Raw genomic sequence first — 24,383 nt, 5'->3', positions numbered from 1 at the left:
GATTCCGGAGGAAGTTTTGCAAACGATTGTAGGTGTCCGCTTCAAGGCAGCGGGCAAGATATATTCATTCGGGCAGGGACAGCTGACGATTGCCGAGGGCGATCACGTCATCGTTGAGACGGCACGCGGCATGGAGTGCGGCAAGGTCGTCATCGCCCCGCGCGAGGTGCCGGACGAATCTGTTCCGCCGAATTTGCGCATAGTGCACCGCATCGCGGATGCCTCGGATCTCGCCCGCATTGATGAGAACCGCGCGCGCGAGCGTGAGGCACGTACGGTCTGCGAGGAGAAGATACGGGAACTCGGCCTCAAGATGAAGCTCGTCGATGTCGAGCTCACCTTTGACCTCTCGAAGATGCTCTTCTACTTTACGGCGGATGGGCGCGTTGACTTCCGCCAGCTCGTACGCGAGCTCGCAGGTGTCTTCCGCACGCGCATTGAGCTGCGCCAGATCGGCGTGCGTGACGAGGCGAAGATGATGGGCGGCATGGGCTGCTGCGGGCGGCCTCTGTGCTGCGCGACCTTCCTCGGTGATTTCGTGCCCGTTTCCATCCGCATGGCAAAGGAGCAGAACCTCTCGCTCAACCCGACGAAGATCTCGGGCATCTGCGGGCGGCTCATGTGCTGTCTGAAATACGAGAGCGACGGCTATGGCTGCGGCGGCTGCATGCGTGTGAAAAAGGCGGAGTATACCCCCGCGCAGAACGATCGCGTCATCGCGGAGGACGGTGAGGGGCGCGTTGTCGCCGTCAGCGAACAGCGGCGTACGGCGACCATCCTCATGGACGACGGGAAAACAGTGATCGCTGCATGGGAGGACATTGCCCGCGTCGAGGGGGAGGACGGGACACCGCGTACTCATGTGCCGCGCGAGGGGCGGCAGCGTCCCCCGCGTGAGGGGCGTATGCCGCGCGAAGGCCGCGAACGTCGTGAGCGTCCCGCAGGGGCAAAACTGCGCGAGCGCGGGGAACGCAGCGAGCGGAGAGAGCCAGGAGAGCGCACAGAGCGTTCCGCGAAGAATGCAGACGAGCGCCGCCGTCCGCAGGGCAATCGGCGTCAGCCGCGTCGTGCGCCGCGCCCGCAGCAGGGTGATGAGATCCATGAGTGAGATGGTGCAGCTGCGTCCGAAGGAGCGGCTTGACGATCTCTGCATGGGCGGACGGCAGATCATCCAGCGCACGGATGAATTCTGTTTCTCCATGGATGCTGTCCTGCTCGCGCATTTCCCGCAGATGACCGGGCGCGAGCGCGTGCTCGACCTCGGCACGGGGACGGGCGTGATCCCTCTGCTCATTGCGGACAGGGCGCGGGAGATCACGGCAGTGGAACTGAATCCCGTGCAGGCGGAGCTGGCTGTGCGGAACGTACGGCTGAACCATCTCACAGACAAAATAACCGTGCGGGAGGGCGACTATCGCGACCCTCCCGCTCTTTTTGCGTGCGGAGAATATGACCTCGTATTCAGCAATCCGCCGTACCGCCCCGTGACAAGCGGAGCTCTCAGCGTGGGCGCACGCGCAGCGGCACGGCACGAGATCACGGCAACCCTCGCCGATACCGTGCGTGCCGCATCGTATGCACTGAAGCACGGCGGGCGCCTTGCAATGGTGCATTTGCCCGAGCGCCTCGGCGAGATCGTCCTCGCACTCCATGCGGAGGGGCTCGCCGTCAAACGCCTGCGCATGGTACAGCCGCGTGCGGACAAAGAACCGAACCTCATGCTCATCGAGGCGGTCAAGGGCGCGGCACTCACGGGAATGCGCCATGAACCTGCACTTATCGTGCGCGACGGGGATGGGAAGTATACGGATGAGATTTGCCGAATTTACGGTCAGGAGATGTGAACTTACGATTGACGTTTGCGGATGAGCGTAATATAATAGATAGATGAGAAAATTTAATAGCTGAGGAATGCGGCGCAATGCGCTGCAAGGATGGATTCTTTCCAACGTATTGTGAAGGGGAGAGAGTAATGCTCAAAGGAATGAAAGCAAAGCGGCAGCTTGCCGCATTTGTGGCCCTTGCCGTCGGCGGCGCGTTTGCAGCTGCGCCTACGGCGTACGCGGCAGAGAACGCCTCGGTCGGGACGAGCGGGACGCAGTCGGGAATCAGCGGCGCCGGGACGACGGTAAATCCGTACACCGATATTGTCGGCACGAATCTGATGAACGGCTCTGTGACGGATAATACGCTCACCATCGGCGTGCTTAATGCGGGCAATATCCCCGTCGTGAATGGCACGGTCTCTGCGGGCGGCATAACATCCACTACGAGTGCTGTGACGGGCAATACCCTCGTCATCAACAGTATCAGTCTCACGGGCAATGCGTACGGCGGCATTGGCGCCAACATCGCGCAGACCTCGGGCGCATCGCAGACAAATCCAAATGTCGTAAAGATGAACGGCGGCACGGTCACGGGCGCCGTGATTGGTGCGCGCTCACTTGCAGGCGGCGTGACGAACGGCGGGGTGGAACTCGCGGGCGGCACGGTGACTGCAGGGATCAGCACCGGAACCGCAACGGATGGAATTGCGATTGCGGGCGGCATGGGAAAGACCTCTGCCATCAACAACACGGTTACGATAGCAAATGGCACGGTCGTGGGCAAGGTCTACGGCGGCTATGCTGAGAATAGGGTCGGCGGAACGACGGGCAACCGCGTCATCCTCGGCGATGTGAACGGGAGTGCCACACCGAACCTCAGCAATGCGTCTCTCTACGGCGGCAGCAACTCCACGGGCGTTTCGGGCGGCAGCCTCGATGCCATTCGGAACAACCACCTGATTGTGCAGACCAAGGGCATTACGGCAAACTCCGCGCAAAACTTCCACACGTACGAATTCTATCTGAACACGGGGGTTGCAGCGGGCAACACCATGCTCACGCTCACCCACAACAACGACGCATTCGGGCGCACGGTTGCGTGGGAGGACATCAAAGTCGACGCGACAGGTTGGAGCGGCAAGGGGGTCAATGCACAGGGAAAGAGGGTGCAGGACTACTTCGGCGATGTCGGCACGGTCACGCTGATGGCTGACGGCAACACAGCGATCAATCGCACATCGAATCTGAGATTCTCGGGCTATACATCGCCCGGTACGACGGATTGGAGCGGCGACTACGAGTACCGCATCAAGCTGCGCACGCAGACGGATACGGCGACCTCGACGACGCGCAACTACGTTGACGCAGAGCTCCATCGTTACCAGAACGCGAACCATACGCATACGGGCGCACTCAGTGGACGGAATACGATCTACGGCGGCTATTCCATCTGGGAAAACCTCGGCGGACAGACCGGCAATAAAAAGGTCGTCCAGGACAATACCCTCGTACTCAACAATGCGACGGGTCTCGTTTCGGGCTACGGCGGCTACACCTCCACGGGTGCGGATGCCGTGCGGAACAAGCTGACGCTGAACTCCGGCACGATCGAAAATCTCTTTGGCGGTGTTGCAACGGGGACGGGACTGGTTGATCACAATGATGTCACAGTCGAAGACGGCATGGTGACGGGCGACATCTTCGGCGGTCAGTCGACCGACCTGACCTCGGGGGATAACATTGCCCACACGGGGACGGGCACGGTCACAAACAATACGGTAACTGTCAACAAGGGAACGGTCAATCGCATCACGGGTGGCTACGGCACAACCACCGTCAGCTCGAACAGTGTTGCGATTAACGGCGGAGCAAATGCCTCGCGCACCACGGTCTATCCCGTTGTGCGTGGAGAGGTCAAGGGCGGCGCGATTCGCGGCGATAACAGCGTGGACCGCAAAGCTGAGCAGAATACGGTCACGATCACCGAGGGCGACATTCAGGCTACCGTCTACGGTGTATTCGGTGAGCTCTTCGGCGCAGGCAGCTCGACCAACGCACATGTTCAGCTGGTCAACGATAACCATGTCAAGATCAGCGGCGGCTCCGCGCACAAGATTTACGGTGCATATCTGACTGGTTACGGAACTGCTGCGGGCACCGGCACGGCATCGAACAACTCCGTCGAGATCTCGGGTACCGCAAAGGTCTCTGAAACGGCATACGGCGCAGCGGCAAATGGCAATGCGAGCCTTACCGCGAACAGCGTCACCGTTAAGGGCGGTGCTGTGCATGATGTCTACGGCGCAACGGCGAATGGCACGGGTGCTGTGACAGGGAATCGTGTTACCATCGAGGATGGCAGGGTGGATGACAACGTCGTCGGCGGTGAGAACACCTCAACGAGCACGAAGGCGGGCTCTGTTACGGGCAATACGGTCACGGTCAAGGGCGGCGAAATCGTCGGCGACATCTATGGCGGCGTGACCTATGCAGCGCAACCCTCCGGCTCTGGCAGCACTGGAACTACGACGACCTCCGGCGGCAATACCGTCACCATTACGGGCGGTACGCTCACGGGCGGTACGCGTCCCGACGGCACTCTGCGCGGCAATGTCTACGGCGGCTACGCCAACGGGACAAACACGACGGTTGAGATGAACAATGAGATCAATCTCGGCGCGGATGACGGCTCCTATGGGGCAAATCTAACGCAGGCGACGATTTATGGCGGACGAACGGAGCGATCCGGCAACACGCTGAACGTCAAGGGGCAGAACATTACCGTCAAAGGTGTTCACAACTTCACGAACTATAACTTCTGCCTCACGGACAAGGTCGACAAGAACGCGACGATGCTGAAGGTGACCGATCACAACGGTTTCGAGAACCAGTATTCGGGAACCACGCCCGTGAACTTCTCGAATGTCAAGATCAACCTTCAGAATATGTCGGCGAAGCAGATCGCAGGGCGTGTTACCCTCCTTGAGGGCGATGACGACTACGCTCTGAAATTCCAAAGCTACACCCCGACGGCGGCGTGGCTGATCTCTCCGACACACAGCGACTACGAATACGCATTGCGCCTCGTGCGTTCCGACGGCACCGAGGCTCCCACCGGCACGACGACGGGCAGACGCGTTCTGTTGGACTATAACCGTTTCCAGAACGGCAACGTCGCATACGATGCAACGAGCACCGATACGGACTGGTTCGCGGGGCGCTCCTACGGGGGACATACGACCGAGCATAATATCCTCACGATTGACAAACCACTCAGCCGTGATATCATGGCATACGGCGCAAAGACGATGGGGACATCCGGCGGCTCCGGCGGCACGCGGGGGAATACGCTTGAGATCAAGTCGACGGGCAGAGCCTACCAGGTGACAGCGGGTTACGGCGGCTATATCCACGAGGCTGCCAATAGCGGCAAGGTTGAGAACAACGTCCTGCGTATGTCGGGCGGCAAGGCGGGCACGCTCTACGGCGGCTACTCTGCGGGCACGGGCGAGGTCAGCGGCAACAACGTCTACGTCACGGGCGGTACCGTGTCGGGCAATATCTATGCGGGCTATGCTGCAACTGCGGGACAGGCGAAGGGCAATACGCTCACGCTTGGTGCGGACGATGGCAGCTACGGTGCGACTATCGCAGGAAATATCTATGGTGCGAACGATAGCGGCGCAGGCACGGGCAACACGCTCGTCGTACAGGCGGGCGGTATCTCCGTGCAGCAGGTGAAAAACTTCGACACCTTCAAGTTCGTCCTTCACAACGACACGCTCATCGACCATACCATGCTCAAGATTGAGCAGACGGGCGGTCTTGGCGGTGCGGTTGACATGGCGAATATCACAGAAGATGTCAGCAAATTCCACCTGAACCCGACGTGGACGGGCTCGCATTCTGTAAAGCTCATCGAGAGCAACGGACAGATGACATTCTCGAACTATGCGAAGAACCAGGATCGTACGTCCAAGTATGCGAATACGAACTATGAGGTCTACCTGCATACGGAGAATGATCAGACGCAGGGCTCCGACCTCCTGTTGACCTTCAACCGTCTGCGCGACGGCGACCGCAGCTATGACAGCACCAACGCATCGGCGGCAGACAGCAGGGTGTTCACGGGCATCTCCGCGATGAATCACGATGTGGAGAACAACAAGCTCCATATTGCGGGCGTACACGCAAGCGGCATTGACAACTACGCCGCAGCAGGTGTCACCACGGGCACCTCTGGAAGCCTGAAGAACAATATGCTCACGATTGACAGTGCAAATGCACTCAAGATCCGCGATGTCTACGGTGCATACGCAGCGAACACGAGCACCTCGAGCAGCTCAGGCAGCTCGGGCGGCAGTGGATCCGGCGGCGGATCGAGTACAATGAGCGGCAACGGGGTTATCCTCACGCGCGGTGCGCTGACCGGCAACATCTACGGTGCCAAGAGCGAGAGCAAGGTAAAGGCGGACAGCAACTATGTCACCATGTCGGGCGGCTCGGTCTCGGGCTCTGTCTATGGTGGCTGGTCGACCAGTGACGATGCACAGAACAACAGCGTCGACCTTTACTCCGTTCACATCGGCGGTGATGTCGTAGGTGGTCACGGCAAGGACGCAAAGAACAATACCATCACACTGCGCGGCACCGAGATCGGCGGCATCGTCTACGGCGGTCAGCTCACGAGCGGCGCATCGGCAGCGGTCAAGGATGGGAACATACTGAACGTCTATGACATGGGGGCAAAGGTCGGGTATTTCGAGGATTTCCAGAACATCAATTTCTACCTCTCCCCGAAAGCCGACCTCTCGAAATCCATGCTGACCACGACACAGGCAAAGAACAAGGACATCAGCGGCAGCACGATCACCATGGAGCTGGATGGCGGATATGCGCCGATCGGCGTGGGCGATGACATCAGCCTCGTCAGACTGCCCGACGCTCAGAACATCGTGACAGCAAGCAACCTCTCGAATACGACCTATCAGACGACGAAGGGCGTTACCCTCGACTATGAGTACACACTGAATACGCGTGGTACGGCATCGACGGGCACGAAAAACGAGCTCTTTGCACACGTCACGAATATCAAGGTGAAGGACGAGACGAAATCCCTCGTCGAGACACAGGCAGCGGCAATTGCCTTCCTCGCAAGCGGTTCCGACCTCCTCACCGATATCGGCATCCCCGCAGCCGAGGCGGCGGCGACCCAGATCGCGGATATCGTGGACACCCCGTATGCCAGCAGCGAGAAGAACTCTGCTGCTGCCTCCGCTCCACTCTCCACCCTCGGCAGCTATCAGATGTTTGCGGCGCAGAGCTTCGGCAGTATGCGTCTCAAGTCCGGCTCCTACGTTGATACGAAGGGCTGGAATCTCAACGTCGGCTATGCACGCCGCAACGAACTCCTCGACCGCTCGGTCACATTTGGGCCGTTCATCGAATACGGGCGTGGTTCGTACGACTCTTACCTCGACGACGGCACACACGGCGATGGGAAAACGAGCTATCTCGGTATCGGTGTCATGGCAAAGACGGAGAGCGAGAGCGGCACCTATCTTGAGGGCAGTCTGCGCATTGGTCGTGCAAAGAGCGATTACAGCGGCACCATCGGCGCGAAGGGCACCAGCTACGATCTGTCGAGCAGCTACTTCGCCGGTCACATTGGGGTCGGACAGAAGCGCGAACTCATCAATGGCAACAAGATCGATACCTATGCCAAGTATTTCTACGCGCATCAGGCGGGCGCGAGCGCAACCCTTTCGACCGGCGAGCCGTATGACTTCGGCGCATCCACCTCGAGCCGTATCCGCTTCGGCACACGCTTTACCATGAAGAACGACATGGACGGCGAATTCTACGCAGGGCTCGCGTGGGAGTACGAGTTCGACGGCAAGGGCACAGCATCCTATCAGGGCTATAACCTGCCGAGCACGAGCCTCAAGGGCAGCACCACGCTCCTCGAACTCGGGTATCGCTACGCTCCCGTGGACAGCACCGTCAGCTACGGTCTGAACCTCACGGGCTTCAAGGGCAAGCGCAAGGGTATCACGGGCGGATTCAACATCGCGTGGGCATTCTAAAAACATTTCCCCAAGCCTTCCCCGTATGACGGGGAAGGGGAACCGCGAAGCGGTGGAAGGGGCACATAACAAAACGCAAGAGAGCGGCACAATCGCGTGCCGCTCTCTTGCGTTTTGTCTATTTCTGATTTCTTAGCGTTTCCCCTCCGCCTTTGCCATGAATTTATCCACAGCGACGGCAAATCGCGTGTGTGTGCCCGCGCCGATCTCCTCGCGCTCGTCGTATGCCGTGACCTTGAGGGAAATCGCGCGTCCGTCCACTGCCGTCACCTGGGCAATGGCGCGTACCGTCAGTCCCGTCGGAGTCGCCGCACGGTGCGTGATGTTCAGCGATGTGCCGACCGTCGTCCAACCCTCGGGACATTCGCTCTGACAAAGCTCAGCCGCCGCACGCTCCATCAGTGCCGCCATTGCGGGCGTTGCGTACACCGCGAGTGATCCGCTGCCGACCGTCAGCGCCGTATTTGCATCCGTCACCGTGTCCACCGCCTCATGCGTCATGCCGACGGCGATCTTACTTGTGTAGTCCATGTGAACTGCTCCTTTTTTGATAATACGTTGAGGTTTTGAGATACTACACGTATTATAAGCACAATGCGTACACCTGTCCAGAAGAATCCGAATTGTAGCGTTTTGTGCAGGAGAGTGTTGCAGTGCACACAAATATGAAAGATGATTCATATATAAAAGTAAAGCGACATTCTTTTATTCACGTTTTGTTAAGTTTTATTCAAAAAGAAAGGTAATAAATTAGAAATGGCGTTGACAACGACAATGTCTCTCATGTATTATACACTTTGTATATAATGAATCTCAGTATACAACTGAGACCGACGGAAGAATCTCGGTGATAAAGTAAAACATTGGAGGAGGAGCACATGTTCAACGGATTGAAAGCACGGCGGCAGTTGGCCGTCTATGTTGCATTGGGACTGTCCACGGGGGGGGGGACTGTTGTTCTCCGCACCGTCGGCGTATGCAGCGGAGACGCATGACTACACGGAGACAGCGACCAGCATCAACGGTCTTGAGGGCACGGATAAGACCCACTCCATGAGCGACAACAAGATCACGCTCGGCACGGAAGGCGGTCCGACGAATAAGCCGTTCAGTACCTATGGTACGATTTCCGGCGGCGGCAAGAAGAATGCCACGGAGGATGTCAGTAATAATACGCTGACGATTCACGGGCTGCAGGTCAGCAATGGCAGCGGACAGAGCATGATCTACGGCGGTGTCAGCGGCACGGGTGCAGTCACAAACAATCGCGTATTCTTTAACAACGGCCTGTCAAAAGATCCCATCTACGGTGGCTTTAACGGCGCATCTGCCACAAAGGCTGTCACGGGTAACTCTGTCACTGTTGCGGGCGGCACTGTGGAAGGTGACATTCAGGGCGGCGGCACGGAAGGAACGGGTGCTGTCACGGGGAATACGGTGACACTCAGCGGCGGCAGTTTCAAAGATGAAGCCATGGGCGGCATCATCCGCAACTCTTCGAGCAGTGCAGAGATTTCGGACAATACCGTCACCATGACGGACGGCACACTCACTAAGGCAAATACAAAACTGCTCGGCGCGTATACGGCAGGCTCGGGTAATGTCAAGAACAACCATGTGATCCTGTCGGGCGGAACTGTCGGCACGTCGGCTGGCGGCAATGTCTACGGCGGCTATGCAGCTGGAAACGGAACGGTCACAGGCAATACGATTGCCATATCGGGCGGCACAATCGGCGGCTCGGGCGGCGGCAATGTCTATGGCGGCTATTCGGATGGATCGGGTGCTGTCACGGGCAATACGGTTACGATTTCGGGCGGTACACTTGGCGGACAGGCTGCCCTGACGACCGCAGGAAAAATCTACGGCGGCTTCTCCAACGGCACGGGTACGACTACGGGCAATCGTGTCAATCTCGGCACGGAGGACGGCACATACACTGCCGGAACGGGGATGAGCCGTGTTCAGATTTTTGGCGGAAACCGCACATCGAACACGAGCGATAATGCACTGCACGTCTACGCAAAGGATGTAGCAGTTGAGAAAATCAGCAATTTCGACACCTTTAATTTCCATCTCACGGCACCTGTTGCTGCGGGAGATACGATGCTGACCATGGGAACGGGCAGCATCGGGGGAACGGCGAACTGGACGAAGCTGATGCTGGATGCAGCTGGGTGGAACAACGATAAGACGAAATACGGCAATATAGGCAATGTCATCCTTATGCACGCGGGCAGTGGTTCGGATATTGTTTTTAGCAACTATGCCGCGAAAACAGGGAAGAGTGGCGACTTTGAGTATAACATTACTGCACAAGCAGGCATGTTATACCCTACGAGGACGCAGACGCAGAATGTCACGGCAACTTTGAGCCGCTTCAAAAACGCCGACGCGACTGCGAATAACGTCACAGGCACAGAGGTCTATGGCGGCTATTCGAGTCTCGGCAATACGACGACGAACAACAAGATCAAGATCACGAATACGAACAATGCGAATCTGAGCGTCTACGGCGGCTATACAGCGGGCGCAGGCGATTCGACGGACAACCATGTCACTGTGAGTCTTGATAGCCGTGCCAAGCAAATCGGCAAAATGGTGGTCGGCGGCACTGCCACGGTCTCGAACAGTGCGATTGTGGGCAATTCCGTGACAGTCGAGGGCGGCTATGTTGGTCAGGGTGCAGTGGGAGGTCTTGCACAGACATCTCATACGGGTAGTTTGAAAAACAATACCTTTACTCTCAAAGGTGACGGTGCCGTCGCCATGGCCTTCGGTGCACTGGCACAGGGGGGCAGCGGTACGGTCGGAGGTGACAGTGCCGATGACGGCAATCACGTCGTCATCGAGGGCGGCAGAGCTGCGGATGGCGTCTATGGCGGTGCAACGATGGGAACGGGCAAGGTCGCGTATAATACGGTCACCATCTCCGGCGGCGAGATCGGAAGCACTGGCGCGTATGGCGGCGCAAATATAGCGGCGGGTGCAGGGACGGTCGCGCACAACAGCCTCACTGTCGCAGGCGGCAAGATCGAGGGTTCTGTCTATGGCGGCTTCAGCCGAGGGACAGGAACTGTGACAGACAACACGGTTACCATCAATGGCGGTCGTTTCGAGAATACGAGCAATATTTACGGCGGCTATGCACATGGCAATGGCACGACGGAGAACAACATTGTCAACCTCGGTGACGACACGCATCATGACCTCTCGGGTGCAATGCTCTCGGCGAGTGATATTTACGGTGGCAACAAGGCGGCGACGGGCAATACACTGAATGTAAACGCGAAGAACATCACGGCGAAGTCGGTCAACAACTTTGAGAACTACAAGTTCCGCCTCAATGACGATATCGCGAAGAACGGCGGCTCGATGCTGACGCTGACCGAGAACAACGGCTTTAACGGCGGAAATCTGTTCGACTGGACGAAGCTCGATGTCGATACGTCGAAGCTCTCAGGTAATACGGTCATTGGAAACGTGACACTCCTCACAGGCACAACGAACGGGCTGAAGTTCTCGAACTATGCGGGCAAGGATCGCACGCATGGTGTTGTGAACGGCGACTACGAGACGGCACTCCGTACGGATACGAATACGGGCACAGCGTCGAAGGTCATACTCGACTACAACCGCTTCCAAAATAATACCAATGCAACGTATGACGGCTCGATCTCTGCAATCACTGTTCCGCACAGTGACGGCACATCGTCGAGCGAGATCTACGGCGGTATTTCCTATGCCGGAAATACGACGACGAACAATCATCTGACGGTGACGAATCTGTCGGGCGATGTCACATCCGCCTACGGCGGCAAGACGGCGGGGCGTGCGGGTAACTCCACGGGCAACAGCGTGACGGTCGCAGGCACGGGCTCGCACGGGCTCGCGAACGTCTACGGCGGCTTTATCGGCAATGCGGCGAGCAATGGTGCAGCGACGGACAACGAGGTTACAATCTCGGGCGGTAAGATCGGCACTGTCCACGGCGGTTACACGAAGGGGACGGGCGCGGTCACGGGCAATACGGTGACGTTCTCGGGCGGCGCGACCCTCCATGACCTGATGGGCGGCTATGCGGACAATGCGGCGAGCGCGGCGGCTGTGACGAACAATATCGTCAACCTCGCGGGCGGCACGATCGGCGGCACGGTCTACGGCGGACGTACGCTTGGATCGGGTGATGTGGTCACAGGCAATCAGCTGAATGTGCGCGGCACAGTCAAGGCAGGACAGATTGCGAACTTTGAGCATCTGAACTTTGACGTGAATCAGAACACGGCGGGCAAGACGCTGCTGACCATCAATGGCGGTGCCGCAACGAATGATCTTGACTGGTCGAAGCTCCGCCAGAACGTCACGCCGGAGAATATGACGACAAGCAGCTACGGCGCGACGCGTGTCACGTTGATAGATAATGCGCACGGCATCGGCTTTACGAACTATAACGGGGCGAAGGGCGAGACACACGGCGACCTTGAATTCCTTGTCGACACGGATAACGGCACAAAGGACGCCGCACGCTATGTATATGCGGATACCTACCGCTTCAAGGACAACAAGACGGCTTCCTATACGGAGTCGGACGGCTCGCATGATTTTGTATGGGGCGGACGCTCGGAGCTCGGCAATACGGCGGAGGGCAACGTCCTCACCGTCACGGGCGGTACGATCACGGATACGGCGTACGGCGGCACCTCGCGCAGGGGCATTACAAGGAGCAATCAGCTCGTCATGCGTGGCGGCACGGCGCAGAATCTCGTCGGCGGCTTTGGTGCGTCGGCATCGGATAATACCGTGGATATCTTCGGTGGAACGATCGGCGGCGATGTCTACGGCGGACGTGCGACAAACGGAGCGGCATCGGGCAACACGGTGAGCCTCTTCGGAGCTGTCAATATCGGCGGCACGATCCACGGCGGCGCGGGCACATCGGGCAGTGTGAACAACACGCTCGCAGTCCATGCGTTCGGCGCGCAGGCGGCGGACTTTGCAAATGTGCAGAATCTGCATTTCTATCTGCCAGCGGGAACAACGCCGGCAGAGACGCGGACGATGCTCACGCTCACGAATACGGGTGAGAAGAATATCCAGGGGCTGAACCTCGGCGTCGCCATTGCGGGCGATGCAAAGGTGTTCCAGCCGGGCGATGCGGTCAGCCTGCTGAAGGTGGGTGGCACGCTGACGACGGATGCGGCGCTGCGGAATACAGGAACGCCGCAGACGATGAAGGCGACGCAGGGCGGCATCCTTGACTATACGCTCGGGATTGCGAAGCGTGGAGAGAATGAACTCATTGCAACGGTGAAGAACGTTGATGTGAACGATCGGAGCAAGTCGCCGGTCGAGACGCGTGTGGCGGCGAGCGCACTACTGAACGCAGGTGCAGACCTCCTCTCGAATGTCGGATATACAGCTGCGGCTGAGGCGGCTGCTGTGATCTCGGCAGGGACTGCTCCCGCTCCTTCCTCCGCCGAGGGCGTGCGGAACACGGATGCAGGACTTGCGGCTGCGGGTACTGCGGCATCTGCCGGTGTAAATGCGTCGGCGGCGGTCAACGGTGCATTCCAGCCGTGGGCGGCGCAAGGCGGCTCGTCTGTGCGGCTCAATTCCGGCTCCTATGTGGATGCAAAGGGATGGAATCTCAACGTCGGCTTTGCACGCGCAAACAAGATGGGCGATGCGACGCTGACCTACGGACCCTTTGTCGAGTATGGGCGCAGCACGTATGACTCCTATCTGGACGACGGTACGCACGGCAGCGGAGCGATGCACTACATCGGCGGCGGTGTGATGGCGAAGATGGCGCAGGACAGCGGTCTGTATGTCGAGGGAAGCCTGCGCGCGGGACGCGTCTCAAGCGACTATACAGGCAGTGACGATGCGGCGGAGCTGAGCTACAATAATGCGAGCATGTACTTCGCAGGACACGTCGGTGTCGGTCAGGAGTGGAAGCTCGCGAACGGCAACAAGATTGAAGGCTATGCGAAGTATTTCTACTCGCATCAGGCGGGCGATACGGTGAAGCTGCGCTCGGGCGCGGAGTTCGACTTCGGCGATGTGGACTCGCACCGTCTGCGCCTCGGCGCACGCTATACGCATGCGGTCGGCGGCGGCAGCGAGCTCTATGCGGGACTTGCGTACGAGCACGAGTTTGGCGGTGATGCAGCAGCGACGTATCAGGGCTACTCCACGCCGAGCCCCTCGCTCGGCGGCGGCACTGGAATTCTCGAACTCGGCTACCGTTTCGCCCCGAAGGACGGCCGCGTCAGCTACGGCGTGAACCTCATGGGCATGACCGGTCAGCGCGAGGGTATCGCGGGCGGTGCACAGGTAACGTGGGCGTTCTAAACGAAATATAAACTTTTTGGAAAGGTGGCCTTCGGGCTGCCTTTTCTGTATACAGAATTATTTTCATTGGGCGGTTGCGTGTGTGGGGGAATCGTTCTATAATAAAAACGCCCGCAAGGGTTGGATATATCCGATGGGGGCGACGATAAAGCATATTTATTGTTGACCACCAAATATAAGAGGTGATACGAGTGAGTGATACGTACAGTGTCGCCATCAGCTATGGCGACGTTCTTGGCTGGATTGATTATGATGCGGCTTCGCGTTCTGCGACGGTGAATCTCGCGGATGAGAAGGGGCGCGCGGCTGCGGAGGCTTTCCTCGCGACCAATCATGAGGTCGAGGTGCCGCATGAGACGCTGATGGACTTCACGAAGGAGACCGTCACTCCGCTCGCGGATCGAAAGAGCTTCGAACTGGCTCTTACGCGCCTGTGGAATGAGACGAACGTCCAGGTGGACTGGTCGCGTCCGGTCGACTATGTGAAGGCGCACCCGCACTACTGAGAAAGTGTATTTGCATTTTCTCCAATGATTTACGCCGTCCGGGGGGATGGTGGGAGGAGTTTTTATGATTCGTATTGGTATTCTTGGCTATGGTAATCTCGGCCGCGGCGTGGAGTACGCCGTTGAGGCAAATGAGGATATGGAGCTGGTCGCCGTCTTTACGCGGCGCGACCCTGCGTCGGTGAAGCCGCGCACGAACGTGCCCGTCATCTCTGCCGATGATGCGGAGATGTGGAAGAATAAGGTGGATGTGCTCATCCTCTGCGGCGGTTCTGCCACCGATCTGCCCGAGCAGACGCCCGCGTTTGCAAAGCTGTTCAACGTGGTTGATAGCTTCGATACGCATGCAAAGATTCCCGCGCATTTCGCGGCGGTGGATGCGGCAGCAAAGGCAGCGGGACACGTCGGCGTGATCTCGGTTGGCTGGGATCCGGGTATGTTCTCCCTCACGCGCGCCTATGCAAACGCTGTTCTCACGAATGGTGCGGACTATACGTTCTGGGGACGCGGTGTGAGCCAGGGGCACTCGGATGCGATTCGCCGCATTCCGGGCGTCAAGAATGCCAAGCAGTACACCGTTCCCGTTCCGGCGGCGCTCGATGCCGTGCGCAGCGGCTCGAACCCGACGCTCACGACGCGCGAGAAGCATACGCGCGAGTGCTACGTCGTGCTCGAGGAGGGCGCGGATGCGGCGGCAGTTGAGAAGGCAATCGTGACGATGCCAAACTACTTCTCGGACTACGATACGACCGTGCATTTCATCAGCGAGGAAGAACTCTTGCGCGATCATGCGGGTCTGCCGCATGCGGGCTTTGTCCTCCGCTCCGGCGCGACGGGTGCAAATAGGGAGAACAAGCACATCATAGAGTTCAGCCTGAAGCTCGACTCGAACCCTGAGTTTACGGCGTGTGTCCTTGCTGCCTACGCGCGTGCGGCGCACCGCCTCGCCTCCGAGGGCGTGACGGGCTGCAAGACCGTCCTCGACATCGCGCCCGCCTATCTCTCGGCGAAGAGTGGCGACGAGCTGCGTGCCTCGCTGCTGTAATATCATAGTGTGTTTTCAAAGTGCCTTGCGCATCGTGCGCGAGGTACTTTTTAACAGGAAATTTTTGTTATTTTCAGAAAGGAGGGGCGGTCATGGGGCTGCTTCGGAAATTTTTTAGTAATACGGGAAAACCCGAGGGCGTGATGGGCAAGATTGTTGTTGCGATGATGAACAAGGGGCATGCGGGCATTGCGGCGTGGGGCTTTTCGCATCTCGACCTGCAGGGGAATGAGCAGGTGCTCGACTGCGGCTGCGGCGGCGGTGCGAACGTCGCCGTGTTCCTGCGGATGGTGGACGAGGGGCATGTGACGGGGCTGGACTACTCGACCGTCTCCGTGGAAAAGGCGCGTGAGGTCAACCAGACGGCGATTGCGGCGGGACGCTGTGAAATCGTGCAGGGGAATGTGCTCGAGCTTCCGTTTGGCGACGGACGGTTCGATGTCGTGACGGCGTTTGAGACGGTGTATTTCTGGCCGGAGATTGCACGCTGCTTTGCACAGGTGCACCGCGTACTGAAGCCCGGCGGTATGTTTATGATTACGAATGAAGCGAGTGGCAGGACGAAGAGTCATGAGAAGTGGCAGAAGATCGTCGACAATATGTCCGTCTACACGGGCGAGGAGCTGGAGAAGGTGCTCACGGGCGCAGGCTTTGCACGCGTCGTGATCGACGAGGATCTGGAGCACGACCGCCTCAACGTGCGCGCATACAAGGACTGAGCGCTTTTTTTGAAAACAACAAAGCGTCCCGTGACGACGGGACGCTTTTCCTGTTTCGTCAGATGAGATTTTCTGCTATAGTAGAGCCAAGAAATCTTGAGAAAGGAGTGGCGCTATGGCAATCACCCCACCGACACCGCCGACACCCCCGACGCCGCCGAAGATCACGCTCGGGGATGCGGCGCGCGATGCGCAGGCGAACGCAACGCACACGACGGGCGATGCGCAGGCGGAGCAGCAGGCACGTGACTCCGTAGCGCAGGGAAACGGCGCACTCTCGAAGACGACGACGGGTGCGCCAAAGACCGGCGACACGGCGGAGCGTCCGAACGCCGCTGCGCGCACGGATGCGGCGAAGGGCGATCCCGTGAAGACCTCTGCCTCGAAGGTAGATCGCGGTACAACGGTTGAGGGGCAGACGGGCGCGGATGTGGCAAACGGCCTCGATCTCGCGCAGGAGAATGCGGCGCTGAAGCAGCAGCTTGTAGGGACGGAGCAGAAGCCGCCCGAGGTGCCGACGTCCTACACGGCAACGAGCGGGCTCTACTGGGCAGGTATGATCGGCGTGGCACTCGTCGTGGGGGTCGTCGCCTTTCGACGCTTCTTTCAAAAGAAGCCGCAGACGGGGGCGGAGACAGAGCCCTCGCTCGGTGAGCGTATCCTTGCGCGTGAGCGCGCCGAGGCACAGGGGACGACATCGACGGACGCACAGGAGCAGCCGCGACCGACATCGGAGCGCGGCGCGCACGACGATCTGCTTGCGGCGGCGGAACGCACCCGGCGTGCCCGCGATAGGCGCGGTGAGATCCTGCCCGAGTACACGGGGCTGACAGCGGGGGAGGCACTCGAGCGTCTGATGAAGGAGGAACCGCGTGCAGCAATGCAAGGGACGGATGCACGGCATACGCCAGCGCCGACCGTCGAGCCTTCTCCCCCGCAGTTGACGGCACGTAAGACGAGCGCAGCCCCATCCACTCCTGTGCCGCAGCCCGTAAAGCGCATCGAGCCGCAGGAAAACGAGGAGGAGAAGCCGCGCTTCGAGGTGCGGGTATAGACGTATACACGTATACATGCGGAGTTATCTAAAACTTATTGACAAATGCTCATATGTGGGCGATAATGAAGGAGTTTTCCATGAAATGACTTGCGATGCGGCGGAGAGGAGTTTGTTATCATGAAACATGTGCTGTCCGTCTTTGTTGAGAACCAGACTGGGGTTCTGGTGCGCGTCGTGAGCATGTTTTCGCGGCGCGAGTTCAACATCGACAGCCTGTCTGTCGGCGTGACGGAGTCGCCGGATTTCTCGCGCATTACGGTCGTGATGCAGGGGGATGGGAATCTCGTCGAGCAGATGATCAAGCAGCTGGAAAAGATGCCCGTTGTGCGGGCGGTTCAGCGGCTGGACGAAAAGAGTGCGGCGTGCCGCGGCATGACGCTCATCAAGGTGCGGGCAGACGATGATAATCGCCTCGACGTGCTGAAGATGGGCGAGCTGTTCCGGGCGCACGTCGTCGATGTGGAGTCCTCCTCGATCATCTTTGAGATCACGGGCAGCGATGACAAGGTGACGGCGTTCCTGAAGGTAATCAAACCCTACGGAATCGTTGAGGTCATCCGCACGGGGCTTATTGCGCTCGAGCGGGGGGAACACACAATTTATGAGCATTGTGAGGAGCGGGAGTACTATGGCAAAAACTTACTATGATCAGGATGTCAACTGGAGCGTGCTCGAGGGCAAGACGGTCGCCATCATCGGCTACGGCAGTCAGGGACACGCACATGCGCTGAACCTCAAGGAGAGCGGCGTGAATGTCGTTGTCGGTCTTTATGCCGGCTCGAAGTCCAAGGCAAAGGCGGAGGCACACGGGCTGAAGGTCGCGACGGTTGCCGAGGCGGTCAAGCAGGCGGACATCACGATGGTGCTCATCCCCGATGAGAAACAGGCGGATGTCTACAAAGAGGAGATCGGCCCGAACCTGAAGAAGGGCAGCGCACTCGCGTTCGCACACGGCTTCAACATTCACTTCAAGCAGATCGTCCCGCCCGAGGGTGTCGATGTGTTCATGGTTGCCCCGAAGGGCCCCGGCCATCTCGTTCGCCGTACGTTTACGGAGGGATCGGGCGTTCCGGCGGTGTTCGCGGTCGAGAAGGATGAGACGGGCAAGTGCTTTGAGATTGCGCTCGCCTATGCGCGTGGTGTTGGTTCGACGCGCTCCGGCGTGCTCCAGACGACGTTCCGTGACGAGACGGAGGAGGATCTCTTCGGTGAGCAGTGCGTGCTCATGGGTGGTGTCTGCCAGCTCATGCAGACGGGCTTCGAGGTTCTTGTCGAGGCGGGCTATCCGCCCGAGATGGCATACTTCGAGTGCTTCCATGAGATGAAGCTCATCGTTGATCTCTGCTACGAGGGCGGCATGACGAAGATGCGCCAGTCCTGCTCTGACACAGCGGAGTACGGTGACTACATGATCGGACCACGTATCATCACGGAAGAGACGAAGAAGGAGATGAAGAAGGTTCTCAAGGAGATCCAGGATGGCACATTCGCCCGCAACTGGCTGCTCGAGAACCGCGCCGCCGGTCGTGCGAACTTCCTCGCACAGCGCCGCCTTCACAAGGAGCATCAGATCGAGCAGGTTGGTGCACAGCTGCGCAATATGATGCCGTGGCTGCGTGACAAGAAAGAACTCGAATTCTGATCTGAGCGCACGGGTCATTTCATACGACAAGAAGAAGTCTTTCCACGCGGAGAGACTTCTTTTTTCAAAGGCTTCGGAGATGGGAAAATCTGCCATTTCGGAGGATTTTAGGAGGGCTATATGGGCATGAATATGAGCGAGAAGATTCTCGCACGCCATGCGGGACTGGAGCACGTCGAGCCGGGGCAGCTCGTGACGTGCCGCCTCGACATGGTGCTCGCAAACGATGTGACGGGGCCGCCGTCCATCAAGGAGTTTGAAAAGACGGGTCGCCCCGTCTTTGACCGCACGAAGATCGCGCTGATCCCCGATCATTTTCAGCCGGCAAAGGACATCAAGTCCTCGGAGCTGGCGAAGATCATGCGCGACTTTGCGCGCAAGCACGACATCCTGCACTACTACGAGCAGGGGCGTGTCGGCATTGAGCACGTTATTCTGCCCGAAAAGGGCATCGTGGGACCGGGCATGCTGACGATTGGTGCGGACTCGCATACGTGCACCTATGGCGCGGTGAACGGCTTCTCGACGGGCGTCGGCACGACCGATCTCGCGGTCGGCATGGCGACGGGTGAGGCGTGGTTCAAGGTGCCCGAGGCGATCAACGTGCATCTGACGGGGAAGAAGCCTGCCGACATCAGCGGCAAGGACGTGATCCTCACGCTCATCGGCATGATCGGTGTGGACGGTGCGCTCTATCAGAGCCTTGAGTTCACGGGCGAGGGGGTTGCGGAGCTGACCATGACCGACCGTCTGACGATTGCAAACATGGCGATTGAGGCGGGCGGCAAGAACGGCATCTTCCCGTATGACGATGTGTGCAGGGAATACGTCGAGGGTCGCATGACGACACCGTTCGAGCCGGTGCATGCCGATCCCGATGCACAGTACGCGCGCACGGTGGAGATCAACCTCAGCGAGCTGCGTCCCGTCGTTTCGTTCCCGCATCTGCCGGAGAATACGAAGCGCGTGATGGATATCCCAGAACCGATTGCAATCGATCAGGTGGTCATTGGCTCGTGTACGAACGGGCGCCTCGAGGATATGGAGATCGCGGCGGAGATTTTGAAGGGGCATACGGTACACGAGCGTGTGCGCTGTATCATCATCCCCGGCTCGCCGTGGGTCTATCAGGAGTCGATGAAGCGCGGCTATCTCGACATCTTCATGGAGGCGGGCGCGGCGATCTCGACGCCGACCTGCGGGCCGTGTCTTGGCGGCTACATGGGCATCCTCGCGGCGGGCGAGCGCTGTGTCTCGACGACGAACCGCAACTTCCGCGGACGCATGGGGCACGTGGACAGCGAGGTCTATCTCGCAGGGCCGCACGTCGCGGCGGCGAGTGCAATACTGGGGCGGATTGCAGCCCCCGAGGAGGTGGCGTGATGTTCGAGGGAAAGGTCTGGCGCTACGGCGATAACATCGACACGGACGTTATCATCCCCGCGCGCTATCTCAATACGTTCGAGCCGAAGGCTCTTGCGGCGCACTGCATGGAGGACATCGACACGACCTTCGCGAAAGAGGTTGTCGCGGGCGACATCATGGTCGGCGGCAAGAACTTCGGCTGCGGCTCCTCGCGTGAGCACGCGCCGATTGCGATTGCGGCGTCGGGCGTGCCCGTCGTCATTGCAGCGAGTTTTGCGCGTATCTTCTATCGCAACGGCATCAACATCGGCCTGCCGCTGCTCGAGATTGGGGACGCTGTGGAGAAGATCAGTGCGGGCGACCGTCTGCGCGTGGACACGGCAACGGGGGCGATCGAGAACCTCTCGACGGGCGATACGTTCCGCGCGCATCCCCTGCCGGGCTTTGTGCAGGACATTGCGCGTGCGGGCGGTCTTCTGAACTACATCCGCGAGAATGGAGGATTCCATGGCGTATAAGATTGCAGTCGTTCCGGGCGACGGCATCGGACAGGAGATCACCGAGGAAGCTGTGCGCGTCCTCAAAGCTGTCGATGCGAAATTCGGACTTGACCTGACGTATGAAACGCGCGATGCGGGCGGCACGGCATATGATAAATTTGGAACGCCGCTGCCCGAGGAGACGCTTGCCATCTGCAAGGCCTCGGACGGCGTGCTCTTCGGTGCGGTCGGCGGGACAAAGTGGGATGCGGTCGAGCCAGCGCTTCGTCCCGAGCGCGCAATATTGGGGCTGCGCAAGGGTCTTGGGCTGTATGCGAACCTGCGCCCTGTGAGGGTCGCGGATCCACTGATTGAGCATTCGCCGCTGAAGCCGGAACTCGTGCGTGGTGTCGATCTCGTCATCGTGCGCGAGCTGATCGGCGGCATCTACTTCGGGGAGAAGTGCGAGTCCGAGCAGGTGGACGGTGCAGAGCGTGCGTGGGACATGGAGAACTACTCCGTCCCCGAGGTGGAGCGCATCGCGCGTCTCGCGTTCGAGACGGCGCGCCTCAGACGTGGCAAGGTCACGTCCGTGGACAAGGCGAACGTGCTCGCGACCTCACGGCTCTGGCGGCGTACGGTGACGGCACTTGCACCGGAGTATGGCGATGTCGCACTCGATCATCTCTATGTGGACAACTGTGCCATGCAGCTTGCCGTGCGTCCGACGCAGTTCGATGTGATCGTGACGGGCAACCTCTTTGGTGATATCCTCTCCGATGAGGCAGCGGTCATCGGCGGCTCGATCGGGCTGATGCCGTCCGCGTCGATTGGCACAGGGACGAGCCTCTTTGAGCCGATCCACGGCAGCGCGCCCGACATTGCGGGGCAGGGGATCGCAAACCCCCTCGGGACGATCCTCTCGGCGGCAATGCTCCTGCGCTACGCGCTCCATGAGGAGGATGCGGCGGACGCTGTCGAGGCGTCGGTGGACGAGGCTCTCGCAGAGGGCAAGCGCACGGCGGACATCTACATCGCGGACACGGGCTGCACAAAGGTTGGTACAACAGAAATGACCGACGCTGTGCTTGCGTATCTGTAAGCATATATAGCAAAAGGGAATGCCTGCGCGGCATTCCCTTTTGCTATGAAATCATGCGGGGGCGTGTCCTCGCATAATATACCTCCACCAAACAAACACAGCGAGCACAAGCAGGATCGATCCTGCCGTTGGAAAGAGGTAGTGCATTCCGAGGTAGGTTGCGACGACACCGCCAAGGAGCGGTCCCGTCACCCCGCCCACCTGCTGTGCGGCGAAGAGCATGCCGAACACGCTGCCCTTGAGCTGCGCGGGCGTATGCTGCGCGATGACCGCATTCAGCGATGGCTGAATCCCCGCGAGGAAGAGCCCGACGCCGAACTGCATCGCGGCGAACGGGAGCAGCGTCTTGGGGATGCCTTGCAGTGCGAGCATCGTCCCTGCACAGGACATCGCGAGGCACATGGCGACAAAGTAGCTGCGCCGCGTACCGAAGATGCCCCAGAGCGGCGCGGACATCGCACCTGCAATGCCGCCGAGCGAGAACACAACACCCGCGACGAGCACGATGTTCTCCATGTCTCCCGCGAGGTATTTGATGTAGGTCGTGATGACAGGCATCAGGATGAACGTCACCATCTGCGCGAGCGTACTCACGATCATCATTGTGCGCAGGATGGGGATGCGCCAGAGATGCCACGGATTCTGCTCCTCTCTCGTGAGTGGCGTGGCATCCTGCGGCATCGGCGGTTCCTTGATGACGAAGGTGAACGCGAGGAAGTTGATGAAGAGCGCAAGCCCTCCGATGTAGAAGCTTGCGCGCATGCCGAACGCCTCCGCGAGCACGCCGCCGAGCAGAGGTCCGACGACACCGCCCGCCGTTAGCGTTCCCTGCATGATGCCGAGTGAGAAGCCGAGCCGTTCGCGCGGCGCATAGAGCGTCATGATTGCAAGATCCATCGGCCAGAGCCCTGAGGCAAATCCCTGAAAGATGCGTACCAATACGAGCTGCTCGGGCGAGGTGACAATGCCGCCGAGGAAGTAACTGAGCGAGATGAGAAGGCTCGCACGCATTGCCATGAGGCGTTTCCCCTTGCGGTCGGCAATGCGCCCCCAGATCGGCGCCATGACCGCCGAGACGAAGAAGGTCACGGAGAATGCCACGCCCGACCAGAGATTCACCGTCGCATCGTCAACGCCGAGCTCGCTCGTCAGATACATCGGCAGGAACGGAATAATCATCGTATAGCTCGCGGACATGAAGAGCACATTGCATGTCAGCAGCACGAGGACGACTTTCCAATTCATGAGCAGATTCTCCTTTCCCTAATTCCCCTCCTGTATTCTACCACGTTTTGAGGAAAATAAAACAGGAAAACGATAGGACAAAATACCTAGACGTTGATTTTCTGAAAATCTTGTGCTATAGTAATACAAACACGAAACATTTCATGCAGAAAACGCGCGTCAGCTGAGCCGCGCCACAAAATACCGCAACACCGTCTGCCGTGCGTCATTTGCGGCAGATTTTTTCGAAAGTAAGGATTGCTCATGAAACACATCGTCGTAGACCTTGAGATGAACCCTGTCTCGAAGGAGCACAGGGAAGTACGCCGAAAACTCAACGGGGAGATCATCGAGATCGGTGCCGTCCGCCTGAATGAGAACTTCGAGCAGGAGGACGAATTCCAGTGCTATGTCTGCCCCGAGTACGGGATGGTGAAGAAACACATCACGGAGCTCACAGGCATCACGCAGGAGCAGGTCGCAGGACGCCCCGCATTCTCTGAGAGCTTTCACTCCTTCGTCGCATGGATCGGCGAGGCGGAGACGAAGATCTACTCGTGGAGCATGTCCGACATCAAGCAACTGCGCAAGGAATGCCGCCTGAAGCTGCCCGCATTCGATGTAGGCTGGCTCGATGCGCGCTGGGTTGACCTGCAACAGGCCTTCGACGACCGCCTCGGGCTACACAACAGCCTTGCGTTGAAGCATGCACTCGGCGCGATGGGGCGCAGATTCGAGGGCAGTCAGCACTCCGCACTCGCGGACGCCGTGAATACAAGCGCTGTCCTCGCACTCATGCAGGACGATGCGCGGTTTCGCGAGACCATGCGCCCCGTTCTCGAAATCCTAGAACCAAGCGAAGGGCTCTCCGACGCGATCGGCGATCTCTTCCCCGATCTGGAAAAATTGAAGAATAATTTGTAAGACTTGACGGGGCTCTCAAGGCGCCCCTTCCACCGCTCACGCGGTCCCCCTCCC

16 protein-coding genes are annotated in these 24,383 nt (G+C 59.1%); 14 read left to right on the top strand and 2 right to left on the bottom strand.

What is annotated here, in order from left to right:
* Window positions 1-16 precede the first annotated feature (16 nt).
* The 3 genes from HMPREF9163_RS08455 (at window position 17) to HMPREF9163_RS08445 (ending at window position 7,912) form a co-directional block, all read left to right on the top strand.
* The gene (locus HMPREF9163_RS08455; protein WP_009441323.1) at window positions 17-1,108 is read left to right on the top strand and encodes a stage 0 sporulation family protein; all 1,092 of its coding nucleotides are present in this window, start codon (window positions 17-19) and stop codon (window positions 1,106-1,108) included.
* Window positions 1,101-1,844 (top strand): tRNA1(Val) (adenine(37)-N6)-methyltransferase, encoded by a 744-nt coding sequence (locus HMPREF9163_RS08450; RefSeq protein ID WP_009441322.1) that lies wholly within the window; start codon window positions 1,101-1,103, stop codon window positions 1,842-1,844. The genes HMPREF9163_RS08455 and HMPREF9163_RS08450 overlap by 8 nt, the downstream gene beginning before the upstream one ends.
* Window positions 1,845-1,972: 128 nt before the next feature.
* Window positions 1,973-7,912, top strand: coding sequence for an autotransporter beta-domain protein (locus HMPREF9163_RS08445; protein WP_009441321.1), 5,940 nt, complete (start codon window positions 1,973-1,975; stop codon window positions 7,910-7,912).
* A 132-nt stretch (window positions 7,913-8,044) separates the two neighbouring features.
* On the opposite strand, the gene HMPREF9163_RS08440 is transcribed toward HMPREF9163_RS08445, so the two are convergent.
* Window positions 8,045-8,443 (bottom strand): thioesterase family protein, encoded by a 399-nt coding sequence (locus HMPREF9163_RS08440; protein ID WP_009441320.1) that lies wholly within the window; start codon window positions 8,441-8,443, stop codon window positions 8,045-8,047.
* Between the two features lie 423 nt (window positions 8,444-8,866).
* Here HMPREF9163_RS08440 and HMPREF9163_RS12105 point away from each other — a divergent pair, with 423 nt between their 5' ends.
* The 10 genes from HMPREF9163_RS12105 (at window position 8,867) to leuB (ending at window position 22,181) form a co-directional block, all read left to right on the top strand.
* Complete coding sequence (locus HMPREF9163_RS12105) at window positions 8,867-14,266, top strand: autotransporter outer membrane beta-barrel domain-containing protein (protein WP_037346697.1); 5,400 nt, start codon at window positions 8,867-8,869, stop codon at window positions 14,264-14,266.
* Between the two features lie 191 nt (window positions 14,267-14,457).
* Entirely contained in the window at window positions 14,458-14,772 is a 315-nt protein-coding gene (locus tag HMPREF9163_RS08430) for a hypothetical protein (RefSeq protein ID WP_009441317.1), read from the top strand.
* 64 nt (window positions 14,773-14,836) lie between these two features.
* Complete coding sequence (locus tag HMPREF9163_RS08425) at window positions 14,837-15,817, top strand: diaminopimelate dehydrogenase (RefSeq protein ID WP_037346694.1); 981 nt, start codon at window positions 14,837-14,839, stop codon at window positions 15,815-15,817.
* Window positions 15,818-15,909: 92 nt separating this feature from the next.
* Window positions 15,910-16,536, top strand: coding sequence for a class I SAM-dependent methyltransferase (locus HMPREF9163_RS08420; protein WP_009441315.1), 627 nt, complete (start codon window positions 15,910-15,912; stop codon window positions 16,534-16,536).
* Between the two features lie 115 nt (window positions 16,537-16,651).
* Window positions 16,652-17,590, top strand: coding sequence for a hypothetical protein (locus tag HMPREF9163_RS08415; RefSeq protein WP_009441314.1), 939 nt, complete (start codon window positions 16,652-16,654; stop codon window positions 17,588-17,590).
* Between the two features lie 120 nt (window positions 17,591-17,710).
* Complete coding sequence (gene ilvN / locus HMPREF9163_RS08410; protein WP_009441313.1) at window positions 17,711-18,241, top strand: acetolactate synthase small subunit; 531 nt, start codon at window positions 17,711-17,713, stop codon at window positions 18,239-18,241.
* On the top strand, window positions 18,222-19,235 hold the full coding sequence (gene ilvC, locus HMPREF9163_RS08405; protein WP_009441312.1) for a ketol-acid reductoisomerase: 1,014 nt from the start codon (window positions 18,222-18,224) through the stop codon (window positions 19,233-19,235). Before ilvN ends, ilvC begins: the two co-directional genes overlap by 20 nt.
* A 120-nt stretch (window positions 19,236-19,355) precedes the next feature.
* A complete protein-coding gene (leuC, locus tag HMPREF9163_RS08400; protein ID WP_009441311.1) occupies window positions 19,356-20,618 on the top strand; it encodes a 3-isopropylmalate dehydratase large subunit in 1,263 nt (420 codons plus the stop codon).
* Window positions 20,618-21,118, top strand: a complete 501-nt coding sequence (locus HMPREF9163_RS08395; RefSeq protein WP_009441310.1) for a 3-isopropylmalate dehydratase small subunit — start codon at window positions 20,618-20,620, stop codon at window positions 21,116-21,118. The genes leuC and HMPREF9163_RS08395 overlap by 1 nt, the downstream gene beginning before the upstream one ends.
* A complete protein-coding gene (leuB, locus tag HMPREF9163_RS08390) occupies window positions 21,108-22,181 on the top strand; it encodes a 3-isopropylmalate dehydrogenase (RefSeq protein ID WP_037346688.1) in 1,074 nt (357 codons plus the stop codon). The genes HMPREF9163_RS08395 and leuB overlap by 11 nt, the downstream gene beginning before the upstream one ends.
* Before the next feature lie 51 nt (window positions 22,182-22,232).
* Here leuB and HMPREF9163_RS08385 read toward each other — a convergent pair whose 3' ends face one another.
* On the bottom strand, window positions 22,233-23,426 hold the full coding sequence (locus tag HMPREF9163_RS08385; RefSeq protein ID WP_009441308.1) for an MFS transporter: 1,194 nt from the start codon (window positions 23,424-23,426) through the stop codon (window positions 22,233-22,235).
* A 243-nt stretch (window positions 23,427-23,669) separates the two neighbouring features.
* Between HMPREF9163_RS08385 and HMPREF9163_RS08380 the strand changes: the two genes are divergently transcribed.
* A complete protein-coding gene (locus HMPREF9163_RS08380; protein WP_009441306.1) occupies window positions 23,670-24,329 on the top strand; it encodes a 3'-5' exonuclease in 660 nt (219 codons plus the stop codon).
* Window positions 24,330-24,383 lie beyond the last annotated feature (54 nt).

The sequence above is a fragment of the Selenomonas sp. oral taxon 138 str. F0429 genome (assembly GCF_000318175.2).
Lineage (GTDB): Bacteria > Bacillota > Negativicutes > Selenomonadales > Selenomonadaceae > Centipeda > Centipeda timonae.
The sequence above is the reverse complement of the archived record's forward strand: the minus strand, read 5'-3'. Positions and strand labels throughout refer to the sequence as shown.

Bases quoted from the DNA above. Each gene is read 5' to 3' on its own strand.
- HMPREF9163_RS08450 (WP_009441322.1), top strand. From the start codon at position 1,101: ATGAGTGAGATGGTGCAGCTGCGTCCGAAGGAGCGGCTTGACGATCTC.
- HMPREF9163_RS08445 (WP_009441321.1), top strand. From the start codon at position 1,973: ATGCTCAAAGGAATGAAAGCAAAGCGGCAGCTTGCCGCATTTGTGGCC.
- HMPREF9163_RS08440 (WP_009441320.1), bottom strand. From the start codon at position 8,443: ATGGACTACACAAGTAAGATCGCCGTCGGCATGACGCATGAGGCGGTG.
- HMPREF9163_RS08425 (WP_037346694.1), top strand. From the start codon at position 14,837: ATGATTCGTATTGGTATTCTTGGCTATGGTAATCTCGGCCGCGGCGTG.
- HMPREF9163_RS08420 (WP_009441315.1), top strand. From the start codon at position 15,910: ATGGGGCTGCTTCGGAAATTTTTTAGTAATACGGGAAAACCCGAGGGC.
- HMPREF9163_RS08415 (WP_009441314.1), top strand. From the start codon at position 16,652: ATGGCAATCACCCCACCGACACCGCCGACACCCCCGACGCCGCCGAAG.
- ilvN (WP_009441313.1), top strand. From the start codon at position 17,711: ATGAAACATGTGCTGTCCGTCTTTGTTGAGAACCAGACTGGGGTTCTG.
- ilvC (WP_009441312.1), top strand. From the start codon at position 18,222: ATGGCAAAAACTTACTATGATCAGGATGTCAACTGGAGCGTGCTCGAG.
- leuC (WP_009441311.1), top strand. From the start codon at position 19,356: ATGGGCATGAATATGAGCGAGAAGATTCTCGCACGCCATGCGGGACTG.
- HMPREF9163_RS08395 (WP_009441310.1), top strand. From the start codon at position 20,618: ATGTTCGAGGGAAAGGTCTGGCGCTACGGCGATAACATCGACACGGAC.
- leuB (WP_037346688.1), top strand. From the start codon at position 21,108: ATGGCGTATAAGATTGCAGTCGTTCCGGGCGACGGCATCGGACAGGAG.
- HMPREF9163_RS08385 (WP_009441308.1), bottom strand. From the start codon at position 23,426: ATGAATTGGAAAGTCGTCCTCGTGCTGCTGACATGCAATGTGCTCTTC.
- HMPREF9163_RS08380 (WP_009441306.1), top strand. From the start codon at position 23,670: ATGAAACACATCGTCGTAGACCTTGAGATGAACCCTGTCTCGAAGGAG.